At 58.4% G+C, this 25081-nt stretch carries 22 protein-coding genes and 1 riboswitch; of the genes, 8 read left to right on the forward strand and 14 right to left on the reverse strand.

Annotation, left to right across the window (positions count from 1 at the left end; translation table 11 throughout):
• Nucleotides 1–57: 57 nt before the first annotated feature.
• Together AC07U5_RS07845 and AC07U5_RS07850 are read right to left on the reverse strand one after the other, a co-directional pair.
• On the reverse strand, nucleotides 58–1059 hold the full coding sequence (locus AC07U5_RS07845) for a copper chaperone PCu(A)C domain-containing protein (protein WP_494722696.1): 1002 nt from the start codon (nucleotides 1057–1059) through the stop codon (nucleotides 58–60).
• 76 nt (nucleotides 1060–1135) lie between these two features.
• Nucleotides 1136–1543: a hypothetical protein gene (locus tag AC07U5_RS07850; RefSeq protein WP_494722697.1), complete on the reverse strand. Its 408-nt coding sequence runs from the start codon at nucleotides 1541–1543 to the stop codon at nucleotides 1136–1138.
• A gap of 118 nt (nucleotides 1544–1661) precedes the next feature.
• On the opposite strand from AC07U5_RS07850, the gene AC07U5_RS07855 reads away from it, so the two are divergent.
• The 5 genes from AC07U5_RS07855 to AC07U5_RS07875 all read left to right on the forward strand — a co-directional run bounded on the left by AC07U5_RS07855 (nucleotide 1662) and on the right by AC07U5_RS07875 (nucleotide 7900).
• Complete coding sequence (locus AC07U5_RS07855) at nucleotides 1662–1847, forward strand: DUF3008 family protein (RefSeq protein ID WP_062598387.1); 186 nt, start codon at nucleotides 1662–1664, stop codon at nucleotides 1845–1847.
• Nucleotides 1848–1974: 127 nt separating this feature from the next.
• A riboswitch (glycine riboswitch) is annotated at nucleotides 1975–2062 on the forward strand.
• Between the two features lie 155 nt (nucleotides 2063–2217).
• Nucleotides 2218–3357 (forward strand): glycine cleavage system aminomethyltransferase GcvT, encoded by a 1140-nt coding sequence (gcvT, locus tag AC07U5_RS07860; RefSeq protein WP_494722698.1) that lies wholly within the window; start codon nucleotides 2218–2220, stop codon nucleotides 3355–3357.
• Between the two features lie 15 nt (nucleotides 3358–3372).
• Nucleotides 3373–3735 carry a glycine cleavage system protein GcvH gene (gene gcvH / locus AC07U5_RS07865; RefSeq protein ID WP_494722699.1) on the forward strand — a complete coding sequence of 121 codons (363 nt, stop codon included), beginning with the start codon at nucleotides 3373–3375 and terminating at the stop codon, nucleotides 3733–3735.
• Nucleotides 3735–6599 carry an aminomethyl-transferring glycine dehydrogenase gene (gcvP, locus tag AC07U5_RS07870; RefSeq protein WP_494722700.1) on the forward strand — a complete coding sequence of 955 codons (2865 nt, stop codon included), beginning with the start codon at nucleotides 3735–3737 and terminating at the stop codon, nucleotides 6597–6599. Before gcvH ends, gcvP begins: the two co-directional genes overlap by 1 nt.
• A 164-nt stretch (nucleotides 6600–6763) precedes the next feature.
• Nucleotides 6764–7900: a GGDEF domain-containing protein gene (locus AC07U5_RS07875; RefSeq protein ID WP_494722701.1), complete on the forward strand. Its 1137-nt coding sequence runs from the start codon at nucleotides 6764–6766 to the stop codon at nucleotides 7898–7900.
• A gap of 36 nt (nucleotides 7901–7936) precedes the next feature.
• Here AC07U5_RS07875 and AC07U5_RS07880 read toward each other — a convergent pair whose 3' ends face one another.
• Entirely contained in the window at nucleotides 7937–8437 is a 501-nt protein-coding gene (locus tag AC07U5_RS07880; RefSeq protein ID WP_112519090.1) for a hypothetical protein, read from the reverse strand.
• 137 nt (nucleotides 8438–8574) lie between these two features.
• On the opposite strand from AC07U5_RS07880, the gene AC07U5_RS07885 reads away from it, so the two are divergent.
• The gene (locus tag AC07U5_RS07885) at nucleotides 8575–9834 is read left to right on the forward strand and encodes an MFS transporter (protein WP_494722702.1); all 1260 of its coding nucleotides are present in this window, start codon (nucleotides 8575–8577) and stop codon (nucleotides 9832–9834) included.
• 68 nt (nucleotides 9835–9902) lie between these two features.
• On the opposite strand, the gene AC07U5_RS07890 is transcribed toward AC07U5_RS07885, so the two are convergent.
• The 5 genes from AC07U5_RS07890 to cysG all read right to left on the reverse strand — a co-directional run bounded on the left by AC07U5_RS07890 (nucleotide 9903) and on the right by cysG (nucleotide 14825).
• The gene (locus AC07U5_RS07890; RefSeq protein WP_062425338.1) at nucleotides 9903–10715 is read right to left on the reverse strand and encodes a ferredoxin--NADP reductase; all 813 of its coding nucleotides are present in this window, start codon (nucleotides 10713–10715) and stop codon (nucleotides 9903–9905) included.
• A gap of 145 nt (nucleotides 10716–10860) precedes the next feature.
• Nucleotides 10861–11367: a DUF934 domain-containing protein gene (locus tag AC07U5_RS07895; RefSeq protein ID WP_144620799.1), complete on the reverse strand. Its 507-nt coding sequence runs from the start codon at nucleotides 11365–11367 to the stop codon at nucleotides 10861–10863.
• Nucleotides 11368–11378: 11 nt separating this feature from the next.
• Nucleotides 11379–13049, reverse strand: coding sequence for a nitrite/sulfite reductase (locus AC07U5_RS07900; protein ID WP_494722703.1), 1671 nt, complete (start codon nucleotides 13047–13049; stop codon nucleotides 11379–11381).
• A gap of 8 nt (nucleotides 13050–13057) precedes the next feature.
• Nucleotides 13058–13372 carry a DUF2849 domain-containing protein gene (locus AC07U5_RS07905; protein WP_062437505.1) on the reverse strand — a complete coding sequence of 105 codons (315 nt, stop codon included), beginning with the start codon at nucleotides 13370–13372 and terminating at the stop codon, nucleotides 13058–13060.
• Nucleotides 13365–14825 carry a siroheme synthase CysG gene (cysG, locus tag AC07U5_RS07910; RefSeq protein WP_312806615.1) on the reverse strand — a complete coding sequence of 487 codons (1461 nt, stop codon included), beginning with the start codon at nucleotides 14823–14825 and terminating at the stop codon, nucleotides 13365–13367. Before cysG ends, AC07U5_RS07905 begins: the two co-directional genes overlap by 8 nt.
• A 234-nt stretch (nucleotides 14826–15059) precedes the next feature.
• Here cysG and AC07U5_RS07915 point away from each other — a divergent pair, with 234 nt between their 5' ends.
• Nucleotides 15060–15647, forward strand: a complete 588-nt coding sequence (locus tag AC07U5_RS07915) for a deaminase (RefSeq protein WP_111850677.1) — start codon at nucleotides 15060–15062, stop codon at nucleotides 15645–15647.
• 19 nt (nucleotides 15648–15666) lie between these two features.
• Nucleotides 15667–16500 (forward strand): nucleoside triphosphate pyrophosphohydrolase, encoded by an 834-nt coding sequence (mazG, locus tag AC07U5_RS07920; RefSeq protein WP_274102299.1) that lies wholly within the window; start codon nucleotides 15667–15669, stop codon nucleotides 16498–16500.
• Between the two features lie 16 nt (nucleotides 16501–16516).
• Here mazG and AC07U5_RS07925 read toward each other — a convergent pair whose 3' ends face one another.
• The 6 genes from AC07U5_RS07925 to AC07U5_RS07950 all read right to left on the reverse strand — a co-directional run bounded on the left by AC07U5_RS07925 (nucleotide 16517) and on the right by AC07U5_RS07950 (nucleotide 24938).
• Nucleotides 16517–17698 carry a GGDEF domain-containing protein gene (locus tag AC07U5_RS07925; RefSeq protein WP_113226133.1) on the reverse strand — a complete coding sequence of 394 codons (1182 nt, stop codon included), beginning with the start codon at nucleotides 17696–17698 and terminating at the stop codon, nucleotides 16517–16519.
• A 241-nt stretch (nucleotides 17699–17939) separates the two neighbouring features.
• Entirely contained in the window at nucleotides 17940–19268 is a 1329-nt protein-coding gene (gene hflX, locus AC07U5_RS07930) for a GTPase HflX (protein ID WP_494722704.1), read from the reverse strand.
• A gap of 198 nt (nucleotides 19269–19466) precedes the next feature.
• A complete protein-coding gene (hfq, locus tag AC07U5_RS07935; RefSeq protein WP_027673217.1) occupies nucleotides 19467–19709 on the reverse strand; it encodes an RNA chaperone Hfq in 243 nt (80 codons plus the stop codon).
• Nucleotides 19710–19896: 187 nt separating this feature from the next.
• A complete protein-coding gene (trkA, locus tag AC07U5_RS07940; protein ID WP_062425344.1) occupies nucleotides 19897–21273 on the reverse strand; it encodes a Trk system potassium transporter TrkA in 1377 nt (458 codons plus the stop codon).
• Nucleotides 21274–21319: 46 nt separating this feature from the next.
• Complete coding sequence (ntrX, locus tag AC07U5_RS07945) at nucleotides 21320–22684, reverse strand: nitrogen assimilation response regulator NtrX (RefSeq protein ID WP_062425345.1); 1365 nt, start codon at nucleotides 22682–22684, stop codon at nucleotides 21320–21322.
• On the reverse strand, nucleotides 22674–24938 hold the full coding sequence (locus AC07U5_RS07950) for a sensor histidine kinase NtrY-like (protein WP_494722705.1): 2265 nt from the start codon (nucleotides 24936–24938) through the stop codon (nucleotides 22674–22676). The genes ntrX and AC07U5_RS07950 overlap by 11 nt, the downstream gene beginning before the upstream one ends.
• Nucleotides 24939–25081 lie beyond the last annotated feature (143 nt).

Genomic DNA, 25081 nt, shown 5'->3' on the forward strand with positions numbered 1-25081 from the left:
GCGCGTCGATGGCCGTCGAGATGCCGATGCATCCCGGCGGCCATCGTTTGAGAGCCGTCAATTGTGATTGTGCTTCGCCTCACCCGGATTGGCGGGACCAACCGGAAGCTCGATCGAGACCTCTCCGGCCTTTTTGAAAGTCAGGGTCACGGGAACCTTGTCGCCTTCGGCGAACGGCTTCTTGACGTTGAAGAACATGAAATGGAGACCGCCCGGCGAAAGCTCCACCGTCTGACCGGCCGGCACGACGATACCGTCATTCAGCTTGCGCATCTTCATGACGTCATTGGCCATGGCCATTTCGTGAATTTCGGCGCGACCCGCCAGGGGTGACGAGACCGAAACCAGCCGATCGTCAGAGGTACCCGTGTTGCGGATGGTGACAAAGCCGCCGCCGACCGGCTGTCCGGGCAACATGGCTTTGGTGGATGCTTGAGACAGTTCCAGATCCCCCGCTTTGACCACGCCAGCGGAAGCGCTCGTACCCGCCATAGCGCCGTGATCATGGTGAGCGTGCCCCTCGCCTTCACCATTCTGCGTGGCCGTGATGCGGATGACCGGTGCGGGATTGTCCAGTGAATGAGGGTCCTGGCCCTCTGCCGCGATCTGATCCCAGCTAGCGGTGCCCTTGTCGCCGCAAAGCTGCTTTACCTTGAAGGGAAGCGTCTTGCCTGGCGCAACACCTGCGATCTTCCCCTGGATGTTGAAGGTGTCATAAAAATCATCCGGCAGGTTGCCGCCCTTCCAGCGAATTTCGACTGGTCCGCTCTTCACGTCTTTTCCGTGGTTCCTGTAGGTCTTCTGGTAGTCGCCCTTGATGATCTCCAGCTCCCAGCCGGCTTTCGGCTGCGGTTTGGCGGAGATGAAGCCCTCGGGCAAAACGACCTGAACCTCTGTCGTCGCAAGACCGCCTTCGCAGCCATGCGGCACCTGAAGGGCCGCGACGATGGTGCTGTCTTCTTCCGCCGTGCCGTTGACGAAGCTCGTATGGGCGAAGGCGGAGGTGGTCGAGAGGGCGGCTGCAAAAGCTGCGAATGTGGCGTGCTTGATGGTTGTCATCTTTCGATCCTTGCGGCTGCTTATCTGGCAGTCCGTTATCTAGAAGTGCCGCGCTGCGGCGTTGTTTGCGAAGGGATCAGAAAGCTGAGGATGGCGGTCCGCGGGCACGGTTGGTGCGCAGTTCTGAAAGCGTGAGCGCTTCTTGCTGTTGCGGAAGCGTATTTTCGAGCGACGCCGGATTGGGATTGAGGCCATCATCTGCAAATGGTGTTGGCAGAAGGATGGAGGATGCCAGCAGGCAAGCCTCGCAAAAGAGGATCGCACCGCCTTCGTGCTTGCCATGCTGCGATTGATTTTGCGGCAGATGCTCGGAGCAGATCTCGGCAAAGGTGCCATCCGGCAACCGATAGGCTTCATCAAGTGCAACGACGGGAGCAGCCTGAACCGGCTTATGCGCAAAGCCGAGAGACAGCATCAGTACGGCGCAGACCATGCGCAGCACAGACTCGATTGTCTTTGCCCTGTTGCTTTCGAACACCCTCATGGTCATTCCGATACCGCGCTTTGATCCAAAATCAAAGGGCCACTCGGCGTGTCGCGGAACAGCTCCCCATGGCTGGCGTTTTATCTGCAGGACGCAACGCATCACCGAGGAGTTGAACATGCCAGCAAAATCCAAAGCCCAGCAGAAAGCCGCAGGCGCCGCTCTCGCCGCAAAGCGCGGTGACATGCCGAAATCCCGTTTACAAGGTGCTTCAAAAAGCATGGCTAAGTCAATGACAGAAAAAGAACTTGAAGATATGGCCTCCACGAAGCGCAAGAAACTTCCGGAGAAAAAGGACGCTTAAGTTTCGGCGCGCTTTGGGAAACGCCGTGGTTGACCGGATGACAAGCAAATGACGCAGGTTGAACAAAAAACTGTTCACCTGCGTCATTTCGTCCTTGCCAATCTGAGAGCTTCACAGATAATGAGCTTCCATACCGTTGGGAGAAACCGCTTGGATGCGGTGCCGAAGGAGCAACCGCCCCGGAAACTCTCAGGCAAAAGGACCAACGGTCGAACGGAACTCTGGAGAGAAGCCTCCTTGCACTTATAAGGGCAGGCTCGCCGAAGGGATAACAATCTCAGGCGACAAGGACAGAGGGGGCTCTTGAACCCGACGCTCGCAGAGTGTCACGAACATGAGCCCGCGCGAATGCGCTACCCCGGAGGCGTCCTTGGCCGATACAGCCGAGCTGAAAGTCACCCCACTCCATTCCCTGCATCTGTCGCTTGGTGCCCGCATGGTGCCCTTTGCGGGCTACGATATGCCTGTGCAATATCCGGCGGGCGTTCTGAAGGAACATCTTCATACCCGTGCGTCGGCCGGTCTCTTCGATGTCTCCCACATGGGCCAGGTCATCGTGAAGGCTAAGTCTGGCAAGGTCGAAGATGCCGCCCTTGCTTTGGAAAAGCTGGTGCCGGTCGATATCCTCAGCCTCAAGGCTGGTCGCCAGCGCTACGGCTTCTTCACCGATGAGAATGGCTGCATCCTTGACGACCTGATGATCACCAATCTCGGCGACCATCTGTTCGTTGTCGTCAATGCTTCCTGCAAGGATGCCGATCTCGCGCATATGAAGGCGCATCTTTCTGACAGCTGCGAGATCACGTTGCTTGACGATCGGGCGCTAATCGCGCTTCAGGGTCCGCGTGCAGAGGCTGTTCTCGCGGAACTCTGGGCGGGCGTCTCCGACATGAAGTTCATGGATGTGCGCGAAATTCCGCTGCATGACGTTCCCTGCATCGTGTCGCGCTCCGGTTACTCGGGTGAGGACGGTTTCGAAATCTCCGTTCCTGCTGACAAGGCCGAGGAGATTGCCAAAGCCCTGCTCGAACATCCCGACTGTGAGGCCATCGGCCTTGGTGCGCGCGACAGTCTTCGGCTCGAAGCCGGTCTCTGCCTATATGGCAACGATATCGACACCACAACGTCACCGATCGAAGCATCGTTGGAATGGGCCATCCAGAAGGCGCGTCGTGCCGGCGGTGACCGCGAAGGCGGCTTTCCAGGTGCCGATCGCATTCTTGGCGAACTTGGCAATGGCACGAGCCGTCGCCGCGTCGGTCTGAAGCCCGAAGGCAAGGCGCCGGTGCGCGGTCATTCCAAGCTGTTTGCCGATGCCGAAGGCAAGACCGAGATCGGTGAGGTTACCTCTGGCGGCTTCGGCCCCACTCTGGAAGGCCCCGTTGCCATGGGTTACGTGCCCACCGACTATACGACACCTGGAACGGCGATCTTCGCCGAGGTGCGCGGCAAGTACCTGCCGGTCACTGTCGCTGCCCTGCCCTTCATCACACCCACCTACAAGCGCTAATCTGCGGAGAAACCCATGCTGAAATTTACCCAGGAACACGAGTGGCTGAAGATCGAAGGCGATGTCGCCACCGTCGGGATTACCACGCACGCCGCAGAACAACTCGGCGATCTGGTTTTCGTTGAACTGCCCGAAGTCGGCGCGACATTCTCCAAGAACGGCGAAGCCGCAACCGTCGAGAGCGTCAAGGCCGCGTCGGATGTCTATTGTCCGCTGGACGGCGAGATCGTCGAGATCAACCAGGCGATCGTTGACGATCCGTCGCTCGTCAACTCCGACCCGCAGGGTGCCGGCTGGTTCTTCAAGCTGAAGCTTTCCAACTCCGCCGATGCCGATGCGCTGCTGGATGAAGCCGCCTATAAGGAGTTGGTCGCGTAATGAACACGCCCACTGAATTTCATTTCACCGACTACCAGCCCTATGACTTCGCCAATCGCCGTCATATCGGTCCGTCGCCGGCGGAAATGGAGGAGATGCTCAAGGTCGTTGGTTACAAGAGCCTCGATGCGCTCATCGACGCGACGGTGCCCTCCTCCATCCGTCAGAAGGACCCGCTTGCCTGGGGTGCTGCGCTGACCGAACGCGAAGCACTCGACCGCATGCGCGAGACGGCGAACAAGAACAAGGTTCTGACCTCCCTGATCGGCCAGGGCTACTACGGCACGATCACGCCGCCAGTCATCCAGCGCAACATTCTGGAAAACCCCGCTTGGTACACGGCCTACACGCCCTATCAGCCGGAAATCTCGCAGGGCCGTCTCGAAGCGCTTCTCAACTTCCAGACGATGATCTCCGACCTGACCGGCCTCGACGTTGCCAACGCCTCGCTTCTCGATGAAGCCACCGCTGCTGCCGAAGCCATGTCCATGTGCCAGCGCGTGGCGAAATCCAAGGCGAACGCCTTCTTCGTCGACTCCAATTGCCACCCGCAGACCATCGCGCTGATCGAAACGCGCGCCGCGCCGCTTGGCTGGAAAGTCGTCATCGGCAATCCGTTCACCGATCTCGATCCGGTCGATGTCTTCGGCGCGATCTTCCAGTATCCCGGCACGCATGGCCATGTGAGCGATTTCTCAGGCCTTATCTCCCGCCTGCACCAGACAGGTGCGATCGCCGCCGTTGCCTGCGACCTGCTGGCGCTGACGCTTCTGAAGTCTCCGGGTGAGATGGGCGCGGATATTGCGATCGGCTCTTCGCAGCGGTTCGGCGTTCCGGTTGGTTACGGTGGCCCGCATGCAGCCTTCATGGCGGTCAAGGATGCCCACAAGCGCTCCATGCCTGGTCGCCTCGTCGGCGTGTCTGTCGACGCCCGAGGCAACCGTGCCTATCGCCTGTCGCTGCAAACCCGTGAGCAGCACATCCGCCGCGAGAAGGCGACCTCCAACATCTGCACCGCACAGGTGCTGCTTGCCGTCATGGCATCGATGTATGGCGTCTTCCACGGTCCGCAGGGCATCAAGGCAATCGCCCAGCAGACGCACCAGAAGGCGGTGCTGATGGCCAAGGGTCTGGAGAAGCTTGGCTACAAGATAGAGCCGGACACCTTCTTCGACACGATCACTGTCGAGGTCGGCCACATGCAGGCGCTGATCCTGCGGGCTGCAGTTGCCGAAGGTGTGAACCTTCGCAAGGTGGGCTCCACCAAGATCGGCATGAGCCTTGACGAGCGCACCCGCCCAGCAACGCTGGAAGCGGTCTGGCGCGCCTTTGGCGGCAACTTCTCGATTTCGGATTTCGAGCCGGATTACCGGCTTCCGAAAGATCTATTGCGTACAAGTGCTTACATGACGCACCCGATCTTCCACATGAACCGCGCCGAGAGCGAGATGACGCGCTACATCCGTCGTCTTTCGGACCGTGATCTGGCGCTCGACCGGGCGATGATCCCGCTCGGTTCCTGCACGATGAAGCTGAACGCAACCGCCGAAATGCTGCCGATCACCTGGCCGGAATTCTCTGACATCCATCCTTTCGTCCCGGCCGATCAGGCTTTGGGCTACAAGGAAATGATCGACGATCTCTCCGCCAAGCTCTGCGCTGTGACCGGATACGACGCCTTCTCCATGCAGCCGAATTCCGGCGCGCAGGGCGAGTATGCGGGTCTGCTGACGATCCGCAATTACCATCTGGCACGTGGCGACGCGCATCGCGATGTCTGCCTTATCCCAACGTCGGCACATGGCACCAACCCTGCCTCCGCACAGATGGTCGGCATGAAGGTCGTTCCGGTCAGGGCGAAGGAAAACGGCGACGTCGATATCGACGATTTCCGAGCAAAAGCAGAGCAGTATGCGGAAAACCTCTCGTGCTGCATGATCACCTATCCGTCCACTCACGGCGTGTTTGAAGAGACGGTTCGCGAAATCTGCGACATCGTGCACAAGCACGGCGGACAGGTCTATCTGGACGGCGCCAACATGAACGCCATGGTCGGACTTTCCCGTCCTGGTGATATCGGTTCCGATGTCAGCCACCTCAATCTGCACAAGACCTTCTGCATTCCGCATGGTGGTGGTGGCCCCGGCATGGGCCCAATCGGCGTCAAGGCCCACCTTGCCCCCTACCTTCCCGGTCACCCGGCAAGCGACGGTCGTTCTGGTGCAGTCTCTGCCGCACCTTTCGGCTCCCCGTCAATCCTGCCGATCTCCTGGAGCTACTGCCTGATGATGGGTGGCGAAGGGCTGACGCAGGCGACCAAGGTGGCCATTCTCAACGCCAACTATATCGCCGCACGCCTGAAGGGCGCCTATGACGTCCTCTACAAGTCAGAGGCTGGCCGCGTGGCGCATGAGTGCATCATCGATACGCGCCCGCTCAATGACAGCTGCGGTGTGACCGTGGATGATGTGGCAAAGCGCCTCATCGACTGCGGCTTCCACGCGCCGACCATGAGCTGGCCGGTGGCTGGTACGCTAATGATCGAGCCGACGGAGTCGGAGACCAAGGCTGAAATCGACCGCTTCTGCGACGCCATGCTGACGATCCGTCAGGAGGCCCGTGACATCGAGGAAGGCCGTGCGGACAAGCTCAACAACCCGTTGAAGAACGCCCCGCACACGGTCGAAGACCTCGTCGGCGAATGGGACCGCCCCTACAGCCGCGAACAGGGTTGCTTCCCGCCTGGCTCCTTCCGCGTGGACAAGTACTGGTCGCCGGTCAACCGTATCGACAACGTCTACGGCGACCGTAACCTCGTCTGCACCTGCCCACCAATGAGCGAGTATCAGGAAGCAGCGGAGTAAAATCGACTGACGAAGCCCGGAGCGATCCGGGCTTCCTTCGTTAGAGCCCGCCATGATTCACGATTTGATAGCCGTCGTTTCAACATGTCCGGCAGAGCCGTTGTGCGGATCACGCCATAGGCCGTATAGAAGCAGTCGACATCTGTTTCTTTAAAAATTTGGCTATGCTCTCTCCTATCGCAACATCGCTCAGCATTGTCTTCGTCAGCCTGTTCTTCGGTACAGCTCTGATCGTGGCATGGCGGCGTTTTGGGGTCCAATTCCACGCTGCGTTCTGGGCGTTGTCCTTCATGTTTTCGGCGGTCGGGCATGGGGTCCGGGTGTTTGGCGTCGTCTGGCCGGAGTATCAGAGCGTCATGGCGATGCTCGCCTGTCAGGCTTCCATCGGCAGTTTCGCGCTTCTGGCAATCGGGTTCCGTTCCCGAGCCAATCTCGATCATCGTTTGATCTCTCTGCTATGGGCATTGTCTGCTGTCGCCATTTTGGTGTTCTGGAGCGGGCAGCCATTCGAGTGGCGAATGGCATCGCGGATGATGACGTCAGCGGCCGATGCGCTCTTCGTTGGAATGATCGTCTTCCTGCCTAGAAACACAAAGGGCCTGTCATCACCGGTTCGCTTGGCGCTGGCATTCTTTGGGCTCTACATCCTATCTGTCGGCATTGCGGCTTGGATGGCCAGACCGAATGGTGAAATAGCCGAGGCGTCTTTCATCATCGTCCTGTCGCTCGGCACGCCGACGGGCATGATGGCGACGGGGATCTTGACGCTTTTCATCCTGGCGGCGGATCTCGCGGGAGAGCTGCAGAAGCAAGCGCAGTACGACTACCTGTCCGATCTACTCAACCGCCGGGGCTTTGAGGAGCGGCTCGCTTCCCAGCGCTTGGCATCGAATGAAACCGGCTTTATCGTCGCAACCGATCTCGATCGTTTCAAATCCATCAATGACAGGCTCGGTCATGCAGCCGGCGACGAGGTCATCCGTCGCTTTGCCCGCCATCTGCAGGACGCGGCAAGTGATCACGATCTTACTGGCAGAATGGGTGGTGAGGAGTTCGCGCTTTTCATTGCTTCCGGCGACGGGAGAGATGCGCTTGAGCGCGTTGAGCGCCTGCGCATGGGCGTGTCCTCTCTCTACCCAGACATTGATGTAGAGACCCCGGTGACGGCGAGCTTTGGTGTCGTGCGGCTGAAGCCAGAGGAAAGCTTTCATCAGGCTTATGCGCGCGCTGACGCAGCCCTCTACGCATCGAAAAGTGCTGGCAGAAACACGACGGTCGCGGATCTCGACGAAGCCGCCTGAGGCTCTCGCTATGCTGTAGTATGTTCGCGCCGTATTTTATCGCGTCAGCCTGATGTCCGCGGTGGTGACGGTCGGCCCATTAGCGCCGTCCTTATCCGTCGTGCGAAGCCTCAAGCCGTCGCGCCCAAGCTTGCTGATGGTCATGCCCGCCACGCGATCGCCGTTGATGTCACGGTTCCAGCGGACAGTCAGGTTGATGTTGTCGCCTCGACGGCTGCCGCTGAGGGCAGATGGGCGCCCCGACGGGCCGACATAGTTTCCGCTGTATCGCGTGCCACGGGCTGTCAAGTCGGCCGAGATTGATCGGCGTACGACGACGAAGCCACGGCAGGTGCCGTTCATCTGTAAAGATGGTCCGGATGCTGTCGTCTGGAAGGTGCAGTTGACATTGACCGGGCGAGAGCCGATGCGCGTCGTGACCGTGCCGCTGCCTTTCCAGCTTCCACCAAGCGAGGATAGAAACGCAGTTTCGTCCGCCGCGGCTGGTGTGGAGATCATTGCAGCAAAGGCAAAAAGGCAGGCTGTCTTCAGTTTCATGGTGATCGCTCCCTATCGAGGAATGCGAACGGTAAAGACATCCATAGAGTTCCTAATTTAGATCGTTATGGTCCATAGCAACCAATAACGTTTTCGTGCGTTCTGGGCTCGCTTCATCTCCATCTGGAAACGCGCCGATGACATCCCTCACCTCTTCTGTCCCGGAACGAGCCTCTCTTGGCCGATCCAGCGGTATCAGCGACCGTGCATTATTCGCCCTCGCCGTGTTGAATTTCTTCCTGGCAGATGCGCGCGACGGGTTAGGCCCGTTCCTCGACGCGTTTCTGGCAACCAATGGCTGGTCGCCGATGCAGTTGGGGATAATTGCAACCGTTGGCGGCCTTGTTGGCCTTGCCGCAACACCACTTTGCGGCGCGCTGGTCGATGGAACCACCTGGAAACGGGGGCTCATCGCCGGGCCGGTCATTCTCGTAACCGCAGGGGCGCTTTTGACATTGCTCTTCCCAACTGAGACCATCGTTTGGGGTGGTCAGATCATGACGGCGGTTGTCGGCGCAACTGTCGGTCCAGCACTCGCTGGTTTGACGCTCGGCCTTGTTGGAGAAAAGCTGTTCTCCAAGCAAATCTCACGCAATGAATTCTGGAACCATAGCGGCAATTTTGCCTCGTTGTTTGCCACCTATGTCGCTGTCTCCTATTTCGGCATTTCCGGCGTTATTGGCCTGATGGTCATTACCGCCATCGGAACGCTGATTGCGATCACGGCAATCGACCCCAACCAGATCGACCACAAGGTGGCGCGTGGTCTAGGTCACGATGAGGGTGAGCCCGGGCCTTCCGGATTTGGCGTGTTGTGGCACGAGCGAGGCCTGATCCTGCTTGCCATCATTTTGCTGATCTTCCATTTCGGCAATGCCCCGATGGGCCGATTGATCGCTCAGGATTTCGCCGTCGAGCTCAACTCGCCCTTCAAGACAACGGCGATCATCACGGGCGTTGCCCAGTTCGCCATGATCTTCGTGGCAGCGCTCGCCCCATGGCTGATCCGCCGCTTCGGTCTTTCTGCCGTGTTCCTGATCGCGCTCGCAGCCCTACCCGTACGCGGATTGCTGGCAGCGTCCTTCGAACAGTTCTGGGTCGTCTATCCGGTTCAGCTCCTGGATGGCATCGGTGCTGGTCTTCTTGGCATTGCGACACCGGTTGCTGTGGAGCGAATTCTGAAGGGCACCGGACGCTTCAATGTTGGCCTGGCAAGCGTGATGACTGTTCAGGGTATCGGTGCGTCGCTCAGCAACGGTGTGGCCGGATGGCTGACGACTGAGGGCGGGTTTGCGCTCTCGCATCTGGTCGGCGGTGGTGTCGCGGCAATTGCCATTCTGCTCTTTATTTTCTACCGGCGAGACATCGTCCCCGATAATGAGCCCGAGGACGCCTGAGTCCAGACAACGCTGAAGCCAAAAAAGGAGGCACGTGACCTCCTTTTTCTCAAGATATCAAAACGGTATCAGCCGACGAAGGCACGCTCGATGACGAATTCAGCGGGCTTGTTGTTCGCACCTTCGGTCAGGCCAGCCTTCTCCAGAAGCTCTTTGGTGTCTTTCAGCATGGCCGACGAGCCGCAGATCATTCCGCGGTCAATCGCCGGATCGAGAGCTGGAACACCAAGGTCGGCGAACATCTTGCCGTTGGCAATCAGATCGGTGATACGGCCCTTGAAGGGATATTCCTCACGCGTCACTGTCGCATAATGCTTCAGCTTGTCGCCAGCAATCTCACTGAGGAACTCATGGTTCTTGATCTCTTCCACAAGATCGAAGCCGTATTTCAGTTCGGCGACGTCGCGGCAGGTGTGGGTGAGGATAACCTCCTCGAATTTTTCGTAGGTCTCGGGATCACGAATGAGGCTTGCGAAAGGCGCAATGCCCGTACCGGTCGAAAACATATAGAGGCGCTTGCCAGGGGTCAGCGCGTCAAGGACCAGCGTCCCTGTCGGCTTCTTGCGCATCAGCACGGTATCGCCGGGCTTGATCGCCTGCAGGTGGGAGGTCAGCGGACCATCCGGCACCTTGATGGAGAAGAATTCAAGCTCTTCATCCCAGGCCGGGCTGGCGATCGAATAAGCGCGATAAATCGGCTTGTCGCCAACCATCAACCCGATCATCGCGAACTCTCCAGAGCGGAACCGGAAGCCAGCGGGGCGCGTCATACGGAAGCGGAACAGGTGGTCGGTGTAATGCTCAACCGAAAGAACCGTTTCGGCGTAGACGCCGTCCGGGATCTTGACCGCAAATTCTTCCGTTTTGGCAGGAGCGTTCATTCTTCTTCCGTCCATTTCACAAAAAGCCAGACATTCTTGAGGCGGGGAAATACACCATCCGCACTGCCTTTTGAAGGTACAGGAACGTCATTGGAGCTATGCAGGTGGAAATATGTATCATTAACTCATGTTTCGGCGCAAGACTTCAAACTGCAGCACGGCGCCGCCAGCTATAGGTCTCACCCTCCGCAGCAGGTTTGGCCGTCGGCTGGTAATAGACGTCGATGCCCGGCAAACGGTTTTCCGACAGGCGACGGATCGCCGTCTCGTTCGTGACTGCAAAGCTGGTAAAACCGGTTCTCAGCATCAATGGCACCTGGTCGATCAAGACGTCACCGACAGCCCGCAACTCGCCCTGGTAGTTCAAGCGCGTGCGCAGGAGCGACGCATGGCTGAAGCCTCGCCCGTCGTTGAAGGCGGGGAAGCTGACGGCAACAAGCGCGATTCGATCGATGAAGGGGGCCAGTTTCGTCACATCGTCCGCCGGCGTGATGAGAACGCCGAGACCGACATCGTTGCTCTCAGCTGCTCGCGTCAGAAAGGCATCGAGCGACAGGACCGCATTCTGCCCCTCGCCCGCCTTCACATCATCGCTCTCGATAATCCAAGGATCGTTCTCAACGAAGCCTTGTTCGCTCCAGATTTTCGTCATTTCGATAGTCCTCAAGCAGCTTCTGCGGCTGCAGGATAAAGGGCATCCTTGAAAGGCTGCGGTCCAACACGGCGGTAGGCTTCGAGGAAAGTTTCTTCCTTCGATAAGCGCAGGCCAAGATAGGTGTCGACAATCGTCTCCACCGCATCCGTCACCTTCTCCGGCTCGAAGCCGCGACCGATGATTTCGCCGATCGACGAATTCTCATCGCCCGAACCACCCAGCGTAATCTGGTAAAGTTCGGCACCCTTCTTCTCCACGCCCAGCAGGCCGATATGGCCGACATGGTGGTGACCGCAGGCGTTGATGCAGCCGGAAATCTTGATCTTCAGCTCACCGATTTCAGCCTGACGCTCTGGAGAACCGAAACGTCTGGAGATTTCCTGCGAGACAGGGATGGAGCGCGCATTGGCGAGCGCGCAGTAGTCCAAGCCAGGACAGGCAATGATATCGGTGATGAGACCGGCATTGGCGGTTGCCAGACCTGCGCCCTGGAGTGCTCGATAGACCGGCTCCAGATCGGCAAGTGCGACATGCGGCAGGATGATATTCTGCTCATGGCTGATGCGGATTTCATCGAAGGCATATTCTGCGGCGATATCCGCAACGACGTCCATCTGTCCGTCGGATGCGTCGCCCGGAATGCCGCCGATCGGCTTCAGTGAGATCGTCACCATGCCATAGTCGGGGTGTTTGTGTGGCTGAACATTCTGATCGACCCAGCGCGCAAAATCTGCGTCCGCCTTCTTCCAGCGCGCAAGGCTTTCCCAGCTTTCCGGGCGGTCCTTCAACTGCGGCGGAGCAAAGTAAGTGGTGATCGCAGCGATATCCGCGTCGGGAAGCTTCAGTTCGCCGTTCTTCAGGTGAACGAACTCCGCCTCGACCTGCCGCGCCAGTTCTTCCGGACCCGTTTCATGCACGAGGATCTTGATGCGCGCCTTGTACTTGTTGTCGCGACGACCATGAAGGTTGTACACGCGCATGATGGCGGTGGTGTAGGACAGAAGGTCCTCTTCGGGCAGGAAGTCGCGGATCTTCTTGGCGATCATAGGCGTTCTGCCCTGCCCGCCTCCGACATAAACCGCAAAGCCGATGTCGCCCTTGTCGTTCTTCTTTAGATGCAGACCGATATCGTGAACCTGAATTGCGGCGCGATCGCGCTCCGCGCCTGTTACGGCAATCTTGAACTTGCGTGGCAGGAAGGAGAATTCCGGATGCACAGACGACCATTGGCGCAGGATTTCCGCATAGGGGCGTGGATCAGCCACCTCGTCTGCCGCAGCACCTGCAAAGTGGTCGGCGGTGACGTTGCGAATGCAATTGCCCGAGGTCTGTAGCGCGTGCATCTCCACGCTCGCCAGTTCTTCCAGGATGGCGGGCGTATCGGCAAGGCGCGGCCAGTTGTACTGGATATTCTGACGGGTGGTGAAGTGGCCATAGCCGCGATCGTACTTGCGGGCAATGTGGGCCAGCATCCGCATCTGCTTGGAGTTCAGCGTTCCATAGGGGATTGCAACGCGCAGCATGTAGGCATGCAGCTGGAGATAAACGCCGTTCATTAGACGCAATGGCTTGAACGCATCTTCGGCCAGCTCACCGGACAGGCGGCGCTCCACCTGATCGCGAAACTGCTCCACGCGACCTTTTACGAAAGCGTGGTCGAACTCGTCATAACGGTACATGATCTTCCTCAGACTGCGATAAATGCTGCGTCAGCAGGCTTGTAGCCCGTGGCATATTCGATGGTGGGGCCCGCTGCACGGATGCGCTCACGAAGACGCGTCGGCCACAGGCGGCCGTCTTCTTCAGCCACGTCGATGATGTTGACGTCCACGACCTTGTTGGCGGAGAAATCTCGCTTGCCGATTTCTTCCAGCGACGCGACGGCTTCCGCATGACGCGCAACAAGCGAGGACTGCAGATCCTCGTTCCATTGTCCGTTTGCGTCGAGCCACACAGCGATGCCATCGCTCAGACGATTGGCGGTCAGTACCTTATCAACCATTTGCATACTCCTGTCCGATCGGGGCGCTGAGCGGCGAAACCGCCAGCGCTTCGGACCTTTCGAAATTCGCACCGGCGACCGCATCGCCGATGATCACCATAACCGGACCGGTCAACTCATCGCGATGCTCGAGATCCGGCAAATCCTTCAATGTACCGTGCATCAGGCGGCGATAGCTACGGCTGGCGTTCTCAATGACGGCAACCGTCGTGTCGGCGTTCAGGCCAGCACTCATCAGTCTTGTTGCCACCGACGCCGCGACGCTACGGCCCATATAGACGGCAATGGTCGCACCTGAGACCGCAAGACGAGCCCAGTCCGGCAAGATATCGCCCGCAAGATCATGGCCGGTGGTGAAGATCAGCGACGATGCAACACCGCGTAGTGTCAACGGTAACTCGAAGTCGGCCGCCGCAGCAAAGGCCGAGGTGATGCCAGGCACGATCTCGTACCCGATTCCCGCTTCACGCAGTGCCGCCATTTCTTCGGCCGCGCGGCCATAGACCAGTGGATCGCCAGATTTCAGACGAACGACGCGCTTGCCTTCCTGGCCGAGAGCCACCAACAGCTTGTTGATATCTTCCTGCGACTTGGAATGACAGCCCTTGCGCTTGCCGACCGAGAGACGCTCGGCGTCCCTACGGCCCATATTGACGATTTCCTGCGGCACAAGCGCGTCGTAGACGATCACATCTGCCTGCATCAGAACGCGTTGCGCCCGCAGCGTCAGCAGATCTTCCGCACCCGGCCCTGCACCCACCAACCAGACATAGCCTTCCGGGCTTTCAGGGGAGAGAAGAAGCTTTTCGGCTGCGGCGTGAGCGCCATCGACGTCGTTCAGTGCGACAGCATCTGCCACGCTGCCGGAGAAGAAGCGACGCCAGAAATTGCGGCGGAGCGCGCCTTTAGGAATGCTCGCCTCGGCAGCATCGCGATATTCAACAGCGAGCCGTGCTAGACGACCGAGCGACGGCGCCAGCATCTGATCGATGCGTGCACGAACGATCTGGCCGAGCACAGGTCCCGCGCCTTCCGTGCAAATCGCGACGGCAAGAGGTGCGCGCGATACGAGGCCCGGCGTGTAGAAATCGCAGTAACCCGGCTGGTCGACGGCATTGGCGGGAATGGACTTTGCGCGCGCCGCATCCACGATCTGACGGTCAAGCGCTTCATCGCCCGTGGCAGCAAAGACCAGCGTCATGCCCTCCACCTGATGCACTGCGAATGCTTCTGCGACCACCTTGATCTGCTCTTTAACGAGGAAGGCGGCGTAGTCGGACTGTGGATCGTCAGAGAAGGCAACGATCAGCGCATTGGTATTTGAAAGAAGCCGCGCCTTGGCGTAAGCCTCGTCGCCATTGCCGAAGACAGCAACGTGCTTGCCCTCAACCTTGAAGAAGGCGGGGAAGGTCGTCAGACGGTTTTCGGTGCGGGAAGCGGTTGTCTCAAACATGGTCGCAATATCGCCGATCGATTAAAAAGGTTGAAGGCACGAAAATTCCAACATCATAATGCCGTAGATTATTATTTCTCGGCAAGCGACGTTTTTGAGGAAAAGCAACCGTAGGGACCAAGCGGCCACACCGTCTCTAAAGGATGGTATTTTCTATCAAAATTCTATATTTCTCCGTGGTTTCTGGCTGTAATCAGCCATGAACCTGACTGCCACAGAATAAGGGTGCATATCTTGACAGAGCAATCTTTGGCCTCCCGCCTTCTCGACGTGATCGAACATGACATTTTGCCACTCACGAGCCGCGGTGTTGCGCTGGGAAACAAGGTGTTCGGAGCGGCCATTCTGCGCAAGTCCGATCTGTCGCTGGTGGTCGCCGAAACCAATAATGAGCTCGAGAATCCTTTGTGGCACGGCGAGGTTCACACCCTGAAACGTTTCTACGAACTGGGCGAAAAGCCGGACACGAAAGACCTGATCTTCCTTTCCACGCATGAACCCTGCACCATGTGCATGTCGGCGATCACCTGGGCGGGCTTCGACAATTTCTACTCCTTCTTCAGCCATGAAGATTCCCGCGACGCTTTCGCCATTCCGCATGATCTGAAGATCCTGAAGGAAGTCTTCGGTCTGGAGCCTGGCGGCTATCGGCGCAGCAACGCCTTCTGGCACTCATACTTCATTGCCGATCTGGTAGCAGCGGAGGACGAACCGTTGAAAACGAAGCTGCAGGAGCAGACGGCGCGGATCAAAGCGGTCTATAACAACCTCTCCAACAGCTACCAGTCGGGCAAGTCCGACAACAATATCCCCTTGAACTGACAGTCCGGAAAGCATCGCCATGGAAGCCTCGACAGATATCTCCCGTCTCATCGAGATCATGGAGGCGTTGCGAGCGCCTGAGACAGGATGTCCTTGGGATATCGTCCAGACGTTCGAGACGATCAAACCCTATACGATCGAGGAAGCCTATGAGGTGGCGGATGCGATCGAGCGCAACGACATGGACGATCTTTGCGAAGAGCTTGGAGATCTCCTGCTGCAGGTCGTCTTCCATTCGCGTATCGCCGAGGAGATGGGAGCATTCTCCTTTGGCGATGTCGTCCAAGCCGTGACCTCGAAGATGATCCGCCGTCATCCGCATGTCTTTGCTGTTTCCGACGCCGACACGCCGGAATCGGTGAAGCTGCAATGGGATCAGATCAAGGCTGCCGAGAAGCGGGAGCGGCTAGAAAGACGGGCCTCGCGTGGCGTGAGCAACGATCCGAAGGCAGGTTTTCTGGGCTCGATTCAGCGCAGCCAGCCGGCGCTGACAGAGGCGCTCAAGCTTCAGGAACAGGCGGCGCGCGTGGGTTTCGACTGGTCAGCGGCAGAGCCGATCCTCGACAAGATCGAAGAAGAGATCCGGGAACTGAGACAGGCGCTTGCCGAAGGCAGGTCCGAGAGTATCAGCGATGAGTTGGGCGATCTGATCTTCGCTATGGTCAATATCGGTCGGCATGTCAAAGTCGACGCCGAAAACGCACTGCGCGGCACCAACACCAAATTTCGCCGCCGGTTTCGTCACATTGAAACCTCGCTTGCCGACTCCGGGGAAACGCTTGAGGCAGCAAGCCTAGAGCGAATGGAGGAGTTGTGGCAGGCGGCGAAAGCGATCGAGCGACAGCTCGGATGAACGTCACACTGATGCTTCAGGTGTCGTTGTTTCTCCGCATAAACTGCTCATTGACGAAGTCTTCGGCGCGATAGAGCGTCAAACGGTTACGGCCGGCGGCTTTTGATGCGTAGAGCGCCATGTCTGCCTTCTTGAGAAGCGACATTGCGGTGCTCGTCTTCTCATCGCCCACCGCGATGCCCATGCTTAAAGTCGCCGTCACGGTTTGATCGTCCATCACGTGCGTGATCGAGCTTACGACCTTCTGGAGCGAATCAGCAAAGGCCAGCGCCTCTTCCTTGCCAATATCCGGCTGATAAAGGATGAACTCTTCGCCGCCAAAGCGGGCAAAGCTGTCCACCGGACGGATGCGGGTGAAGAGTTCTCTTGCCACACGCGCGAGGATCTCATCGCCGGCGAGATGGCCGAACGTATCATTGATCCGCTTGAAATGGTCGATGTCGATCATCACGATCGCATCGCCATAGCGAACGGTCTCTGGAAGCCGCGAACGGAAGGAGTGCCGGTTCGGCACGCCCGTCAGAACATCGAGCCCGACCAAGCCTCTCAACCGCTCTTCGGTGCGTTCCTTGACGAGCGCCATGACGAAGAACGCAATGGCGAAATGGCAAATGATGGAGGCGAAAAATGCGTTTCTTGCGATGTTCATCGCTTTCAGAGGAAAGGCGATCCCGACCGCTACGAGCAGTGTAAGAACAGCGGCGATGAGGATCGATATCGCCAGGGGCTTTCTGACGGGGAGCGGCTCTGTAAGGTTGTCGGCGCGAACCGTAAGTGCAGAGGCGAAAAGCAAGGCTGCGGCCGTAGTCTGGAACGCGATCGTTCTGCTATGTGGCAAATCGTACAGGCCTGCGGCGATTATCAACAGGCAGATGACGACCGGCAGAGCCAGAACCAGCCATTCACGATTTCTCTTCCTCTGCCTGCTGATGCGGCACATGCCAATCCAGAAGACGGCGTATCCGACAAGGCCCGCAAGCATCCCCGCCATTGCGAAAACATAAGCGCGCGCCTGCACAAGCGATCCAGCTCCAACAAGGATCGACGCCAGCGCAACAAGAAAGAAGCCCACCGCCAAAAGGCCAAGACCGACGCTTTCGCGGGATTGAGAGCGAACGTAGATGAAGCAAAGGCCGGCAACGACAAAGGAAAGCTTGTGGAGAATGAGGACAGTTGGAAGATCTAATTCCGGCAACATCAATATCCGCTCACATCATATTCGCCACGCGATTATCAGCTAATGGACATTCCCAACCTTAAGGCCTCGCAAGAGGCGACCGTGACTGAGGACATAGTTGATATGCGATGCTGCTATCGATTCTAAAACGTGCCGCGATCCTTCATGTTCACGTCCACGCTTCAAGTTGTTGTTTCGCCCTGCTCCCCCATCGCATAGTGGCGTCACACTTTATGGGACCGGTTTCGGCGAGATATCGCCGTCACCGTTCCCAGTCTTCCGACTGCGTCTTGGCACCGAGACCGAGCTTCCGCTCAAGGGCTGCCCCCTGCTCTCCCGAAAGCCGAATGTCGAGCGCAACCGAACCGTCTTCGCGGTCTTCGCGGCCATCGACGATGGCATTGTCGTAAACCCATGAGAGCAGCTGCAGCTGATCGACGCTCAACACGATTGTGGTTTCCGTCAGGACGCCCGACAGACGAACAGAAACATCGTCCATCAGCGCATCGACACCCTCGCCTGTCAGTGCGGAGACAGCACGGACATTCGCCCTTCCCTCTGCCTTCTGCATGATGGCGTCATGTGCTTCCGGCTCGAGCCGGTCCACCTTGTTCCAGACCTCGATGATCCGTTCCTCGGCAACCTTTTCGTCAATGCCAAGATCGCCAAGAATGCGCATGACATCGCCCGCCTGTGCGGCATTGTCGGGATCCGACATATCGCGCACATGCAAAACGAGATCGGCTTCGAGGACCTCTTCCAGCGTTGCGCGGAAGGCGGCGACCAGGTGGGTCGGCAGATCGGAGATGAAACCGACCGTGTCCGAGAGGATAACGGTGCGCCCATGCGGCAGCTTCATACGGCGAAGCGTGGGATCGAGCGTGGCAAACAGCATGTCTTCTGCCAGAACGCCCGCACCGGTAATGCGGTTGAACAGCGTCGATTTACCGGCGTTGGTGTAGCCAACCAGCGCTACGATCGGATAAGGCACCTTACGGCGTTTGGCGCGGTGCAGTTGGCGGGTCCGCACCACCTGCTCCAACTCGCGCTCGAGACGCACGATACGGTCTTGGAGAAGACGTCTATCCGCTTCGATCTGCGTTTCACCCGGACCACCCATGAAGCCCGCACCACCGCGCTGACGCTCAAGGTGGGTCCAGCTTCTGACGAGGCGGCCCTTCTGGTAATTGAGATGGGCAAGATCGACCTGCAGTGTGCCTTCCTTTGTGGAGGCGCGGCGTCCGAAGATCTCAAGGATAAGACCGGTCCGGTCGATGACCTTGGAGTTCCACTGCTTTTCGAGATTGCGTTGCTGAACCGGCGTCAAAGGGTGATCGACGATCACGAGACCCGCATCCGTTTCATCGAGCAGATGACCGATTTCTTCGATCTTACCGGTGCCGAACAGGGTCGCTGGACGCGGCTGGCTGACGGGGACGATCAGGCCTTGTGTGACGGTGAGGTCAATGGCGAGAGCCAGACCTTTGGCTTCTTCGAGCTTTGCCTCCATCGACCGCAGAGGTGCTGTCGCCGTCGCCTCGCGATGGTCACGCTGCTGCTTCAACTGCGGGACGAGGACGACGGCGCGCATGTCGTCGCGCCGCTTTTCGAGCTCGGGAATGATGGATTCGTTCGACGTATCGCGTGTAGAAATGTGCTGGCCCTTTCAATTGCTGGTGCCAGTTTAAAATATAGGCAGCTACACGACAAAAACAACGGAGCTCGATCGTGAGTTCCGTTGTCGATCGCTGCAGGACCGGGAGATTGGGTCCGTCTCAGAAGCGGTGAATCAGGCCGCGCCTTCTTCGGTCTCGAACATCTGCATGGGCTGGCCGGGCATGATGGTGGAGATCGCGTGCTTGTAGACGAGCTGCGAATGTCCATCGCGGCGCAGGAGCACGCAGAAGTTGTCGAAAGACGTGACGACACCGGTCAGCTTGACACCGTTGATGAGGAAAATCGTCAACGAAATCTTTTGCTTACGAACGGTGTTGAGAAAGAGATCCTGTAGGTTTTGAGAACGTTCCGCCATGGCGCCGCTTCTTTCTTTTTTGCCCGGATGGGAGACCGGGAAATCAAACTATCAATAATGCAATCCCGCTGGCCGTGCCCCCTGCCAATGGGTGAAACTCTGGTATCAAATCACGCTCTGTTCCGCAATGTCGAAAAACTCATGCTACTTTTTGGCGGCCTGCCGACATAGTGCGTTTGTCGATAAATTAGAAATATTGCAACGACACCCTGAAAAGTTGTTCCACATCGCGCACGGAATCCGCCGAGGCGAAGAGAATGACCCGGTCCTTCGCCTTGATCTTCATGTTGCCATCAGGTCGCAAAACGGTCTTGTCGCGATAGACCGCACCGATACGAATCCCCTCGGGAAGATCGATCTCGCGAAGCGCTTGCCCGACGAGTGGAGAGGTTTCCAACGCCTCGGCCTCGATGATTTCGCCATTGCCGCGCTGCACCGCATAGACGGAGCGAATGCGGCCCTTGCGTACATGCTGCAACACGCGTGAAATCGTCACGGCCCGCGGGTTGATATAGGCGTCCAGCGCCAGCGATTTTGCCGCATCGTGGAAGGACGTGGCATTCAGCAAAGCGAGGTTCGATTTGCAGCCCATCTGCTTTGCCATCACCGCGCCCAGAATATTGGTCTGGTCGTTGTTGGTCAGCGTCACAATCAGGTCAGCGTCCTGGATGTCGGCCTGGTGAAGGATTTTCTGGTCGAGAACCGACCCGTGCAGCACGATCGTGGAATTCAAATTCTCCGACGCCGCAATCGCCTTGTCGCGATCGAACTCGATGATCTTGACCCGGGTTTTCGGCTGCAGTTCCTCGATGGAACGCGCGACATACTGGCCGATATTGCCTCCACCGGCGATCACGATACGGCTCGCCTCTTTCTCCACGTGGCCGAAAAGTCCAAGCGTGCGGCGGGCGTGCTGACGTTGACAGATGACATAGGCGAGGTCGCCGGTGCGCAATTGTTCGGAGGAATCGACCGACTTGAGGTGGCCGTTGCGGAAGACACCGACCACAGTCGCCACCAGATCAGGAAAGAGCTGGCTCAACTGCTGCAGCGGCGTGTTGACGACCGGGCAGTCCTCCATGCATTCGATCGCCAGCATCGAGACATTGTCATCGGCAAAGCGCACCACATCGGTGGCGCCCGGGAAAGCAATGCGACGAAGCACCATCTTGCCGACCTCGATCTCTGGAGAGATCGTCACATCGATCGACATGTTCTCGCGGCTGAAGAGATCGCCATATTCGGGCGCCAGATAGCTTTGATCGCGGATGCGGGCGATCTTGGTCGGCACGCTGAACAGGGCATGCGCCACCTCACAGGCGACGATGTTGATCTCGTCATAGAGCGTGACGGCAATGATCATGTCGGCCTGGTCGGCGCCGGCCTTTGCCAGCACATCCGGGTGCGAGCCGTGGCCGACATAGCCGCGCACGTCGAGCGTTTCGGTGATTGCCGAAATCAGGGCTGCTGAGGTATCGATCACCGAAACCTCGTTGTCTTCGCGCGACAGTTGTTCGGCGATGCCGTAACCCACCTGCCCCGCGCCACAAATGATAACCCTCATGCGCCCTCTCCGAGCCTATTTCTAAACCCTGCCGAGCGCATGCCCATCAGACGCCGAGAGATTTGAGCTTGCGGTGGAGCGCGGAGCGTTCCATGCCGACGAATTCAGCCGTGCGGGAGATATTGCCGCCAAAGCGGTTGATCTGTGCCACGAGATAATCCCGCTCGAACATTTCGCGCGCCTCGCGAAGCGGAAGCGTCATGATGTGTTGATCACCCTGTGCGGCAATCTTCGGCAGCATGTCGCCAATATCGGAGGGCAGCATGTCGGCGGTAATAGACGTGTCGCCGCCTTCCGGACGGGTCAGGATCATCAGGCGTTCGATATTGTTGCGAAGCTGGCGGATGTTGCCCGGCCAATCATGCGTCTGCAGGACGGCCATGGCGTCATCGCCGATCTTGCGCGGACGAATGCCGGCCTGTTCCGAAATCTGGCGGATGAACATGTCCACCAGGAAGGGGATATCCTCGCGGCGCTCGGACAGTGCCGGAACCTTGACCGGGACAACGGCGAGACGGTGGTAGAGATCCTCGCGAAACAGCCCCTCGGAAATCAGGTTCTCAAGATTGAGAGCCGTGGAGGAGATGATGCGGACATCGACCTTAACCCGCTTGCCGCCGCCCACACGCTCGAACTGCTGGTCGACAAGTACGCGCAGGATCTTGTTCTGCGTCTCGCGCGGCATTTCGCCGACTTCATCGAGATAAAGAACGCCGCGATGCGCCTCTTCCAGCGCACCGACCTTGCGTGGTTGCCCCGGTAGCCCCTCGGTGCCGAAAAGCGCGATCTCCATGCGTTCCGGTGTAATCGTGGCCGCATTCAGCGCAACGAAAGGCCCAGTGGCACGCGACGACTTCTTGTGAATCATACGCGCCACAAGCTCCTTGCCGGAGCCGGAGGGGCCAAGGATCATGATGCGGCTATTGGTCGGTGCTACGCGATCAATCGTCTGACGAAGCTGCGAAACGGCGAGAGACGCGCCGATGAGTTCGACAGCATCGCCAGTCCGCTTCTTCAGCTCCTGAACCTCGCGCTTCAGCTTGGAGTTTTCCAGCGCACGTTCGGCGATCAGAATGAGACGGTCGGCCTTAAACGGCTTTTCGATGAAGTCGAAGGCGCCGCGCTTGATGGCATTGACCGCGGTCTCGATGTTGCCGTGACCGGAAATCATCACGACCGGCAAGTCAGGGTGACGGTTCTTGATTTCATCGAGAAGCGCCAGACCATCCAGCTTGCTTCCCTGCATCCAGATATCGAGAAAGATCAGCCGCGGCACGCGCTCCGAAATGGCAGCGAGCGCGCTGTCGCTGTCATGCGCCATGCGGGTCTCGTGCCCCTCATCAGACAGAATGCCCGCAACGATCTCACGGATGTCGGCCTCGTCGTCGACGACCAGAATATCAGATGCCATATGCAACTTCCTTGTCAGTTTCGCTGCCAACGACGTCAACACGCGGTAGCAGCACCCTGATCATGGCACCGTGGCCATGATCGAAATCGGCCGGTGCATCATGCAATTCGAGATGACCGCCGTGTTCTTCAATGATCTTCTTGACGATGGCGAGACCAAGCCCAGTGCCCTTGTCGCGCATCGTCATGTAGGGCTCGAGGATGCGGTGACGGTTTTCGACCGGCAGACCTCTGCCATTGTCGATGACGTCCACCACGAACCGGTTGTTTGATTCGTCAAAATCCGCACGGACCAGGATACGGCCATCGCGACCTTCGGCAGGATCGACGGACTCGATTGCCTCGGTGGCATTCTTGATAAGGTTGCCGAATGCCTGGCCGAGCATGCGGGCATCGAACATGCCTTCCAACGGCCTATCGCCGAGCTGGGTTTTGAAGCTCACATGGCTTGCACCCATCTCTCTGAGGAAGGTGGCATCTTTGAGGACGGTGCGCAGATCGGAGCGTTCTTTGGTCGGCTTCGGCATGCGGGCGAAGGCGGAAAACTCATCCACCATACGGCCAATATCGCCGACCTGACGAACGATCGTGTCGGTACACTGATCGAAAACCGCGCGATCACTGTCATCGATTTGCTTGCCGAAGCGGCGCTTGAGGCGCTCTGCCGAGAGCTGGATCGGGGTCAACGGGTTCTTGATCTCGTGCGCAATACGTCGCGCTACGTCAGACCATGCAGTGGAGCGCTGGGCAATAACGAGATCGGTGATATCGTCCAAAGTGATGACATGGGACTCGCGGCCATCGCGGGCATCCTCGCGCGTGACCTGAACGCTCAAGGTGCGCTCCTTGCCGCGGCGCATGATGTTGATCTGCTGACGAAAAGCTGCGCGACCGGATGCCGACGCCTCCGCCAGCACATGCTCGATCTCAGGTGCTGCCACGGAGAGCGGCGAACCGACGAGTTCGGAGGAAGGAAGAGCGAGAAACTCTTCTGCCGACGGATTGACGATGGTGATCACCCGGTTTTCATCGACGCCGATCACGGCGGCCGTGACGCCGGAGAGCACCGCTTCGATAAAGCGACGGCGATCATCGATATCGTCCTTCGCCTCGATGATCTCTTCCTGCTGGCTGCGGATCTCCGAAATCATCTTGTTAAAGGTTCGCGACAGACGGCCGACGTCACCATCAATGGCGCGCACTGGCACCAGGACATGCAGGTTGCCGGTTGCCACACTGTCAGCGGCGCTGATGAGCAGACGGATCGGGCGAACGATACGATCGGCGACCGCGATGGCCGTCCAGATTGCGGCGAGGAGCACAATCAGCGCAAAGCCGAGATAGAGAATGGCAAAGGCAATTTGAAGCGGCGCACGACCGGATTCCATTGCCTTGTATTCTGCGCGGTTCTCCTCCATCAGCCGCATGGCCGACATGACCTTGGGATCGACGGCGCGCACCGTATAGAGGAACGTTCCGCCGATCCCCTCCAATTTGATGATGGCGCCCACAAGGTTGGTCACACCCGGCGGAATGAGCGTTGGCTGGCCTGCTGCGGCCTTTTCAAGCGCATCTGCCGGGATTGCCGGTAGCGGGCGTTCAGTGGCGATATCGGCCTGCACGACCGCGTCACCATCTGCCTGGACAAGGAAGGCACCAAGCATGCCGCGACCTTTGGCCTGTCGCGTCATCAGATCGACGAAACCGGTGCGGTCGAGATAAAAAAGCGCACGGTTGCGGTCGAGGTCGGTCGCCATGGAAAGCGTCTGGCCCTGCAGATAACCGGCATTTTCCAGCATATAGGCCTGGGCGATATTGCTGGAGGAATCAACGATCGCCTGCGTACGAAGAGCGAACCAGCGGTCCAGTCCGACATTCAGCGTCAAACTGGCAAAAATCGCCACGAGCACAGCCGGCGTGATTGCGACGATGGAAAACAGCACGACAATGCGCACATGCAGGCGAGCCGCAGCCCTTCCCTTGCGGCGGGCCTTCAACAGCCGGCTGATTTCCCGGCCGATGAGATACATCAGGCCAATAACGAAGATGGAGTTGATGACAACTGAAGCGATGACGACGTTGGAGGTCGGCGCGATCGGCGTCAGCCCCAGCAGCACGATCAGCGTGACGATGGCGCAGATTAGCGCTACGCCGGCGAGAACGAGACCAGGCAGCGCAAAGGACATGCGGCGGTCGGCAATCAACATGCCCGCCGCTTGCTCGTCGGCTTTTCCTTCGACGACAGGTTTACGCATCGATCATCATTCCCAAGCCGCCATGATAGGCAGAGACGCCACAGCCAAACGTCGTTCGTCGCGGATCGCGAATCTATGACGTCACAGTGTTTTTCAAGCAACAGTTTGTGGCGAAAATGCAACGACGATCGTCGTATTGTCAA

The sequence above is a fragment of the Agrobacterium sp. GW821-FHT02D03 genome (assembly GCF_059421725.1).

Coding starts and splice junctions, on each gene's coding strand:
- AC07U5_RS07845 (WP_494722696.1), bottom strand. CDS start 1,059: ATGACAACCATCAAGCACGCCACATTCGCAGCTTTTGCAGCCGCCCTC.
- AC07U5_RS07850 (WP_494722697.1), bottom strand. CDS start 1,543: ATGAGGGTGTTCGAAAGCAACAGGGCAAAGACAATCGAGTCTGTGCTG.
- AC07U5_RS07855 (WP_062598387.1), top strand. CDS start 1,662: ATGCCAGCAAAATCCAAAGCCCAGCAGAAAGCCGCAGGCGCCGCTCTC.
- gcvH (WP_494722699.1), top strand. CDS start 3,373: ATGCTGAAATTTACCCAGGAACACGAGTGGCTGAAGATCGAAGGCGAT.
- gcvP (WP_494722700.1), top strand. CDS start 3,735: ATGAACACGCCCACTGAATTTCATTTCACCGACTACCAGCCCTATGAC.
- AC07U5_RS07875 (WP_494722701.1), top strand. CDS start 6,764: ATGCTCTCTCCTATCGCAACATCGCTCAGCATTGTCTTCGTCAGCCTG.
- AC07U5_RS07880 (WP_112519090.1), bottom strand. CDS start 8,437: ATGAAACTGAAGACAGCCTGCCTTTTTGCCTTTGCTGCAATGATCTCC.
- AC07U5_RS07885 (WP_494722702.1), top strand. CDS start 8,575: ATGACATCCCTCACCTCTTCTGTCCCGGAACGAGCCTCTCTTGGCCGA.
- AC07U5_RS07890 (WP_062425338.1), bottom strand. CDS start 10,715: ATGAACGCTCCTGCCAAAACGGAAGAATTTGCGGTCAAGATCCCGGAC.
- AC07U5_RS07895 (WP_144620799.1), bottom strand. CDS start 11,367: ATGACGAAAATCTGGAGCGAACAAGGCTTCGTTGAGAACGATCCTTGG.
- AC07U5_RS07900 (WP_494722703.1), bottom strand. CDS start 13,049: ATGTACCGTTATGACGAGTTCGACCACGCTTTCGTAAAAGGTCGCGTG.
- AC07U5_RS07905 (WP_062437505.1), bottom strand. CDS start 13,372: ATGGTTGATAAGGTACTGACCGCCAATCGTCTGAGCGATGGCATCGCT.
- cysG (WP_312806615.1), bottom strand. CDS start 14,825: ATGTTTGAGACAACCGCTTCCCGCACCGAAAACCGTCTGACGACCTTC.
- mazG (WP_274102299.1), top strand. CDS start 15,667: ATGGAAGCCTCGACAGATATCTCCCGTCTCATCGAGATCATGGAGGCG.
- AC07U5_RS07925 (WP_113226133.1), bottom strand. CDS start 17,698: ATGTTGCCGGAATTAGATCTTCCAACTGTCCTCATTCTCCACAAGCTT.
- hflX (WP_494722704.1), bottom strand. CDS start 19,268: ATGCGCGCCGTCGTCCTCGTCCCGCAGTTGAAGCAGCAGCGTGACCAT.
- hfq (WP_027673217.1), bottom strand. CDS start 19,709: ATGGCGGAACGTTCTCAAAACCTACAGGATCTCTTTCTCAACACCGTT.
- trkA (WP_062425344.1), bottom strand. CDS start 21,273: ATGAGGGTTATCATTTGTGGCGCGGGGCAGGTGGGTTACGGCATCGCC.
- ntrX (WP_062425345.1), bottom strand. CDS start 22,684: ATGGCATCTGATATTCTGGTCGTCGACGACGAGGCCGACATCCGTGAG.
- AC07U5_RS07950 (WP_494722705.1), bottom strand. CDS start 24,938: ATGCGTAAACCTGTCGTCGAAGGAAAAGCCGACGAGCAAGCGGCGGGC.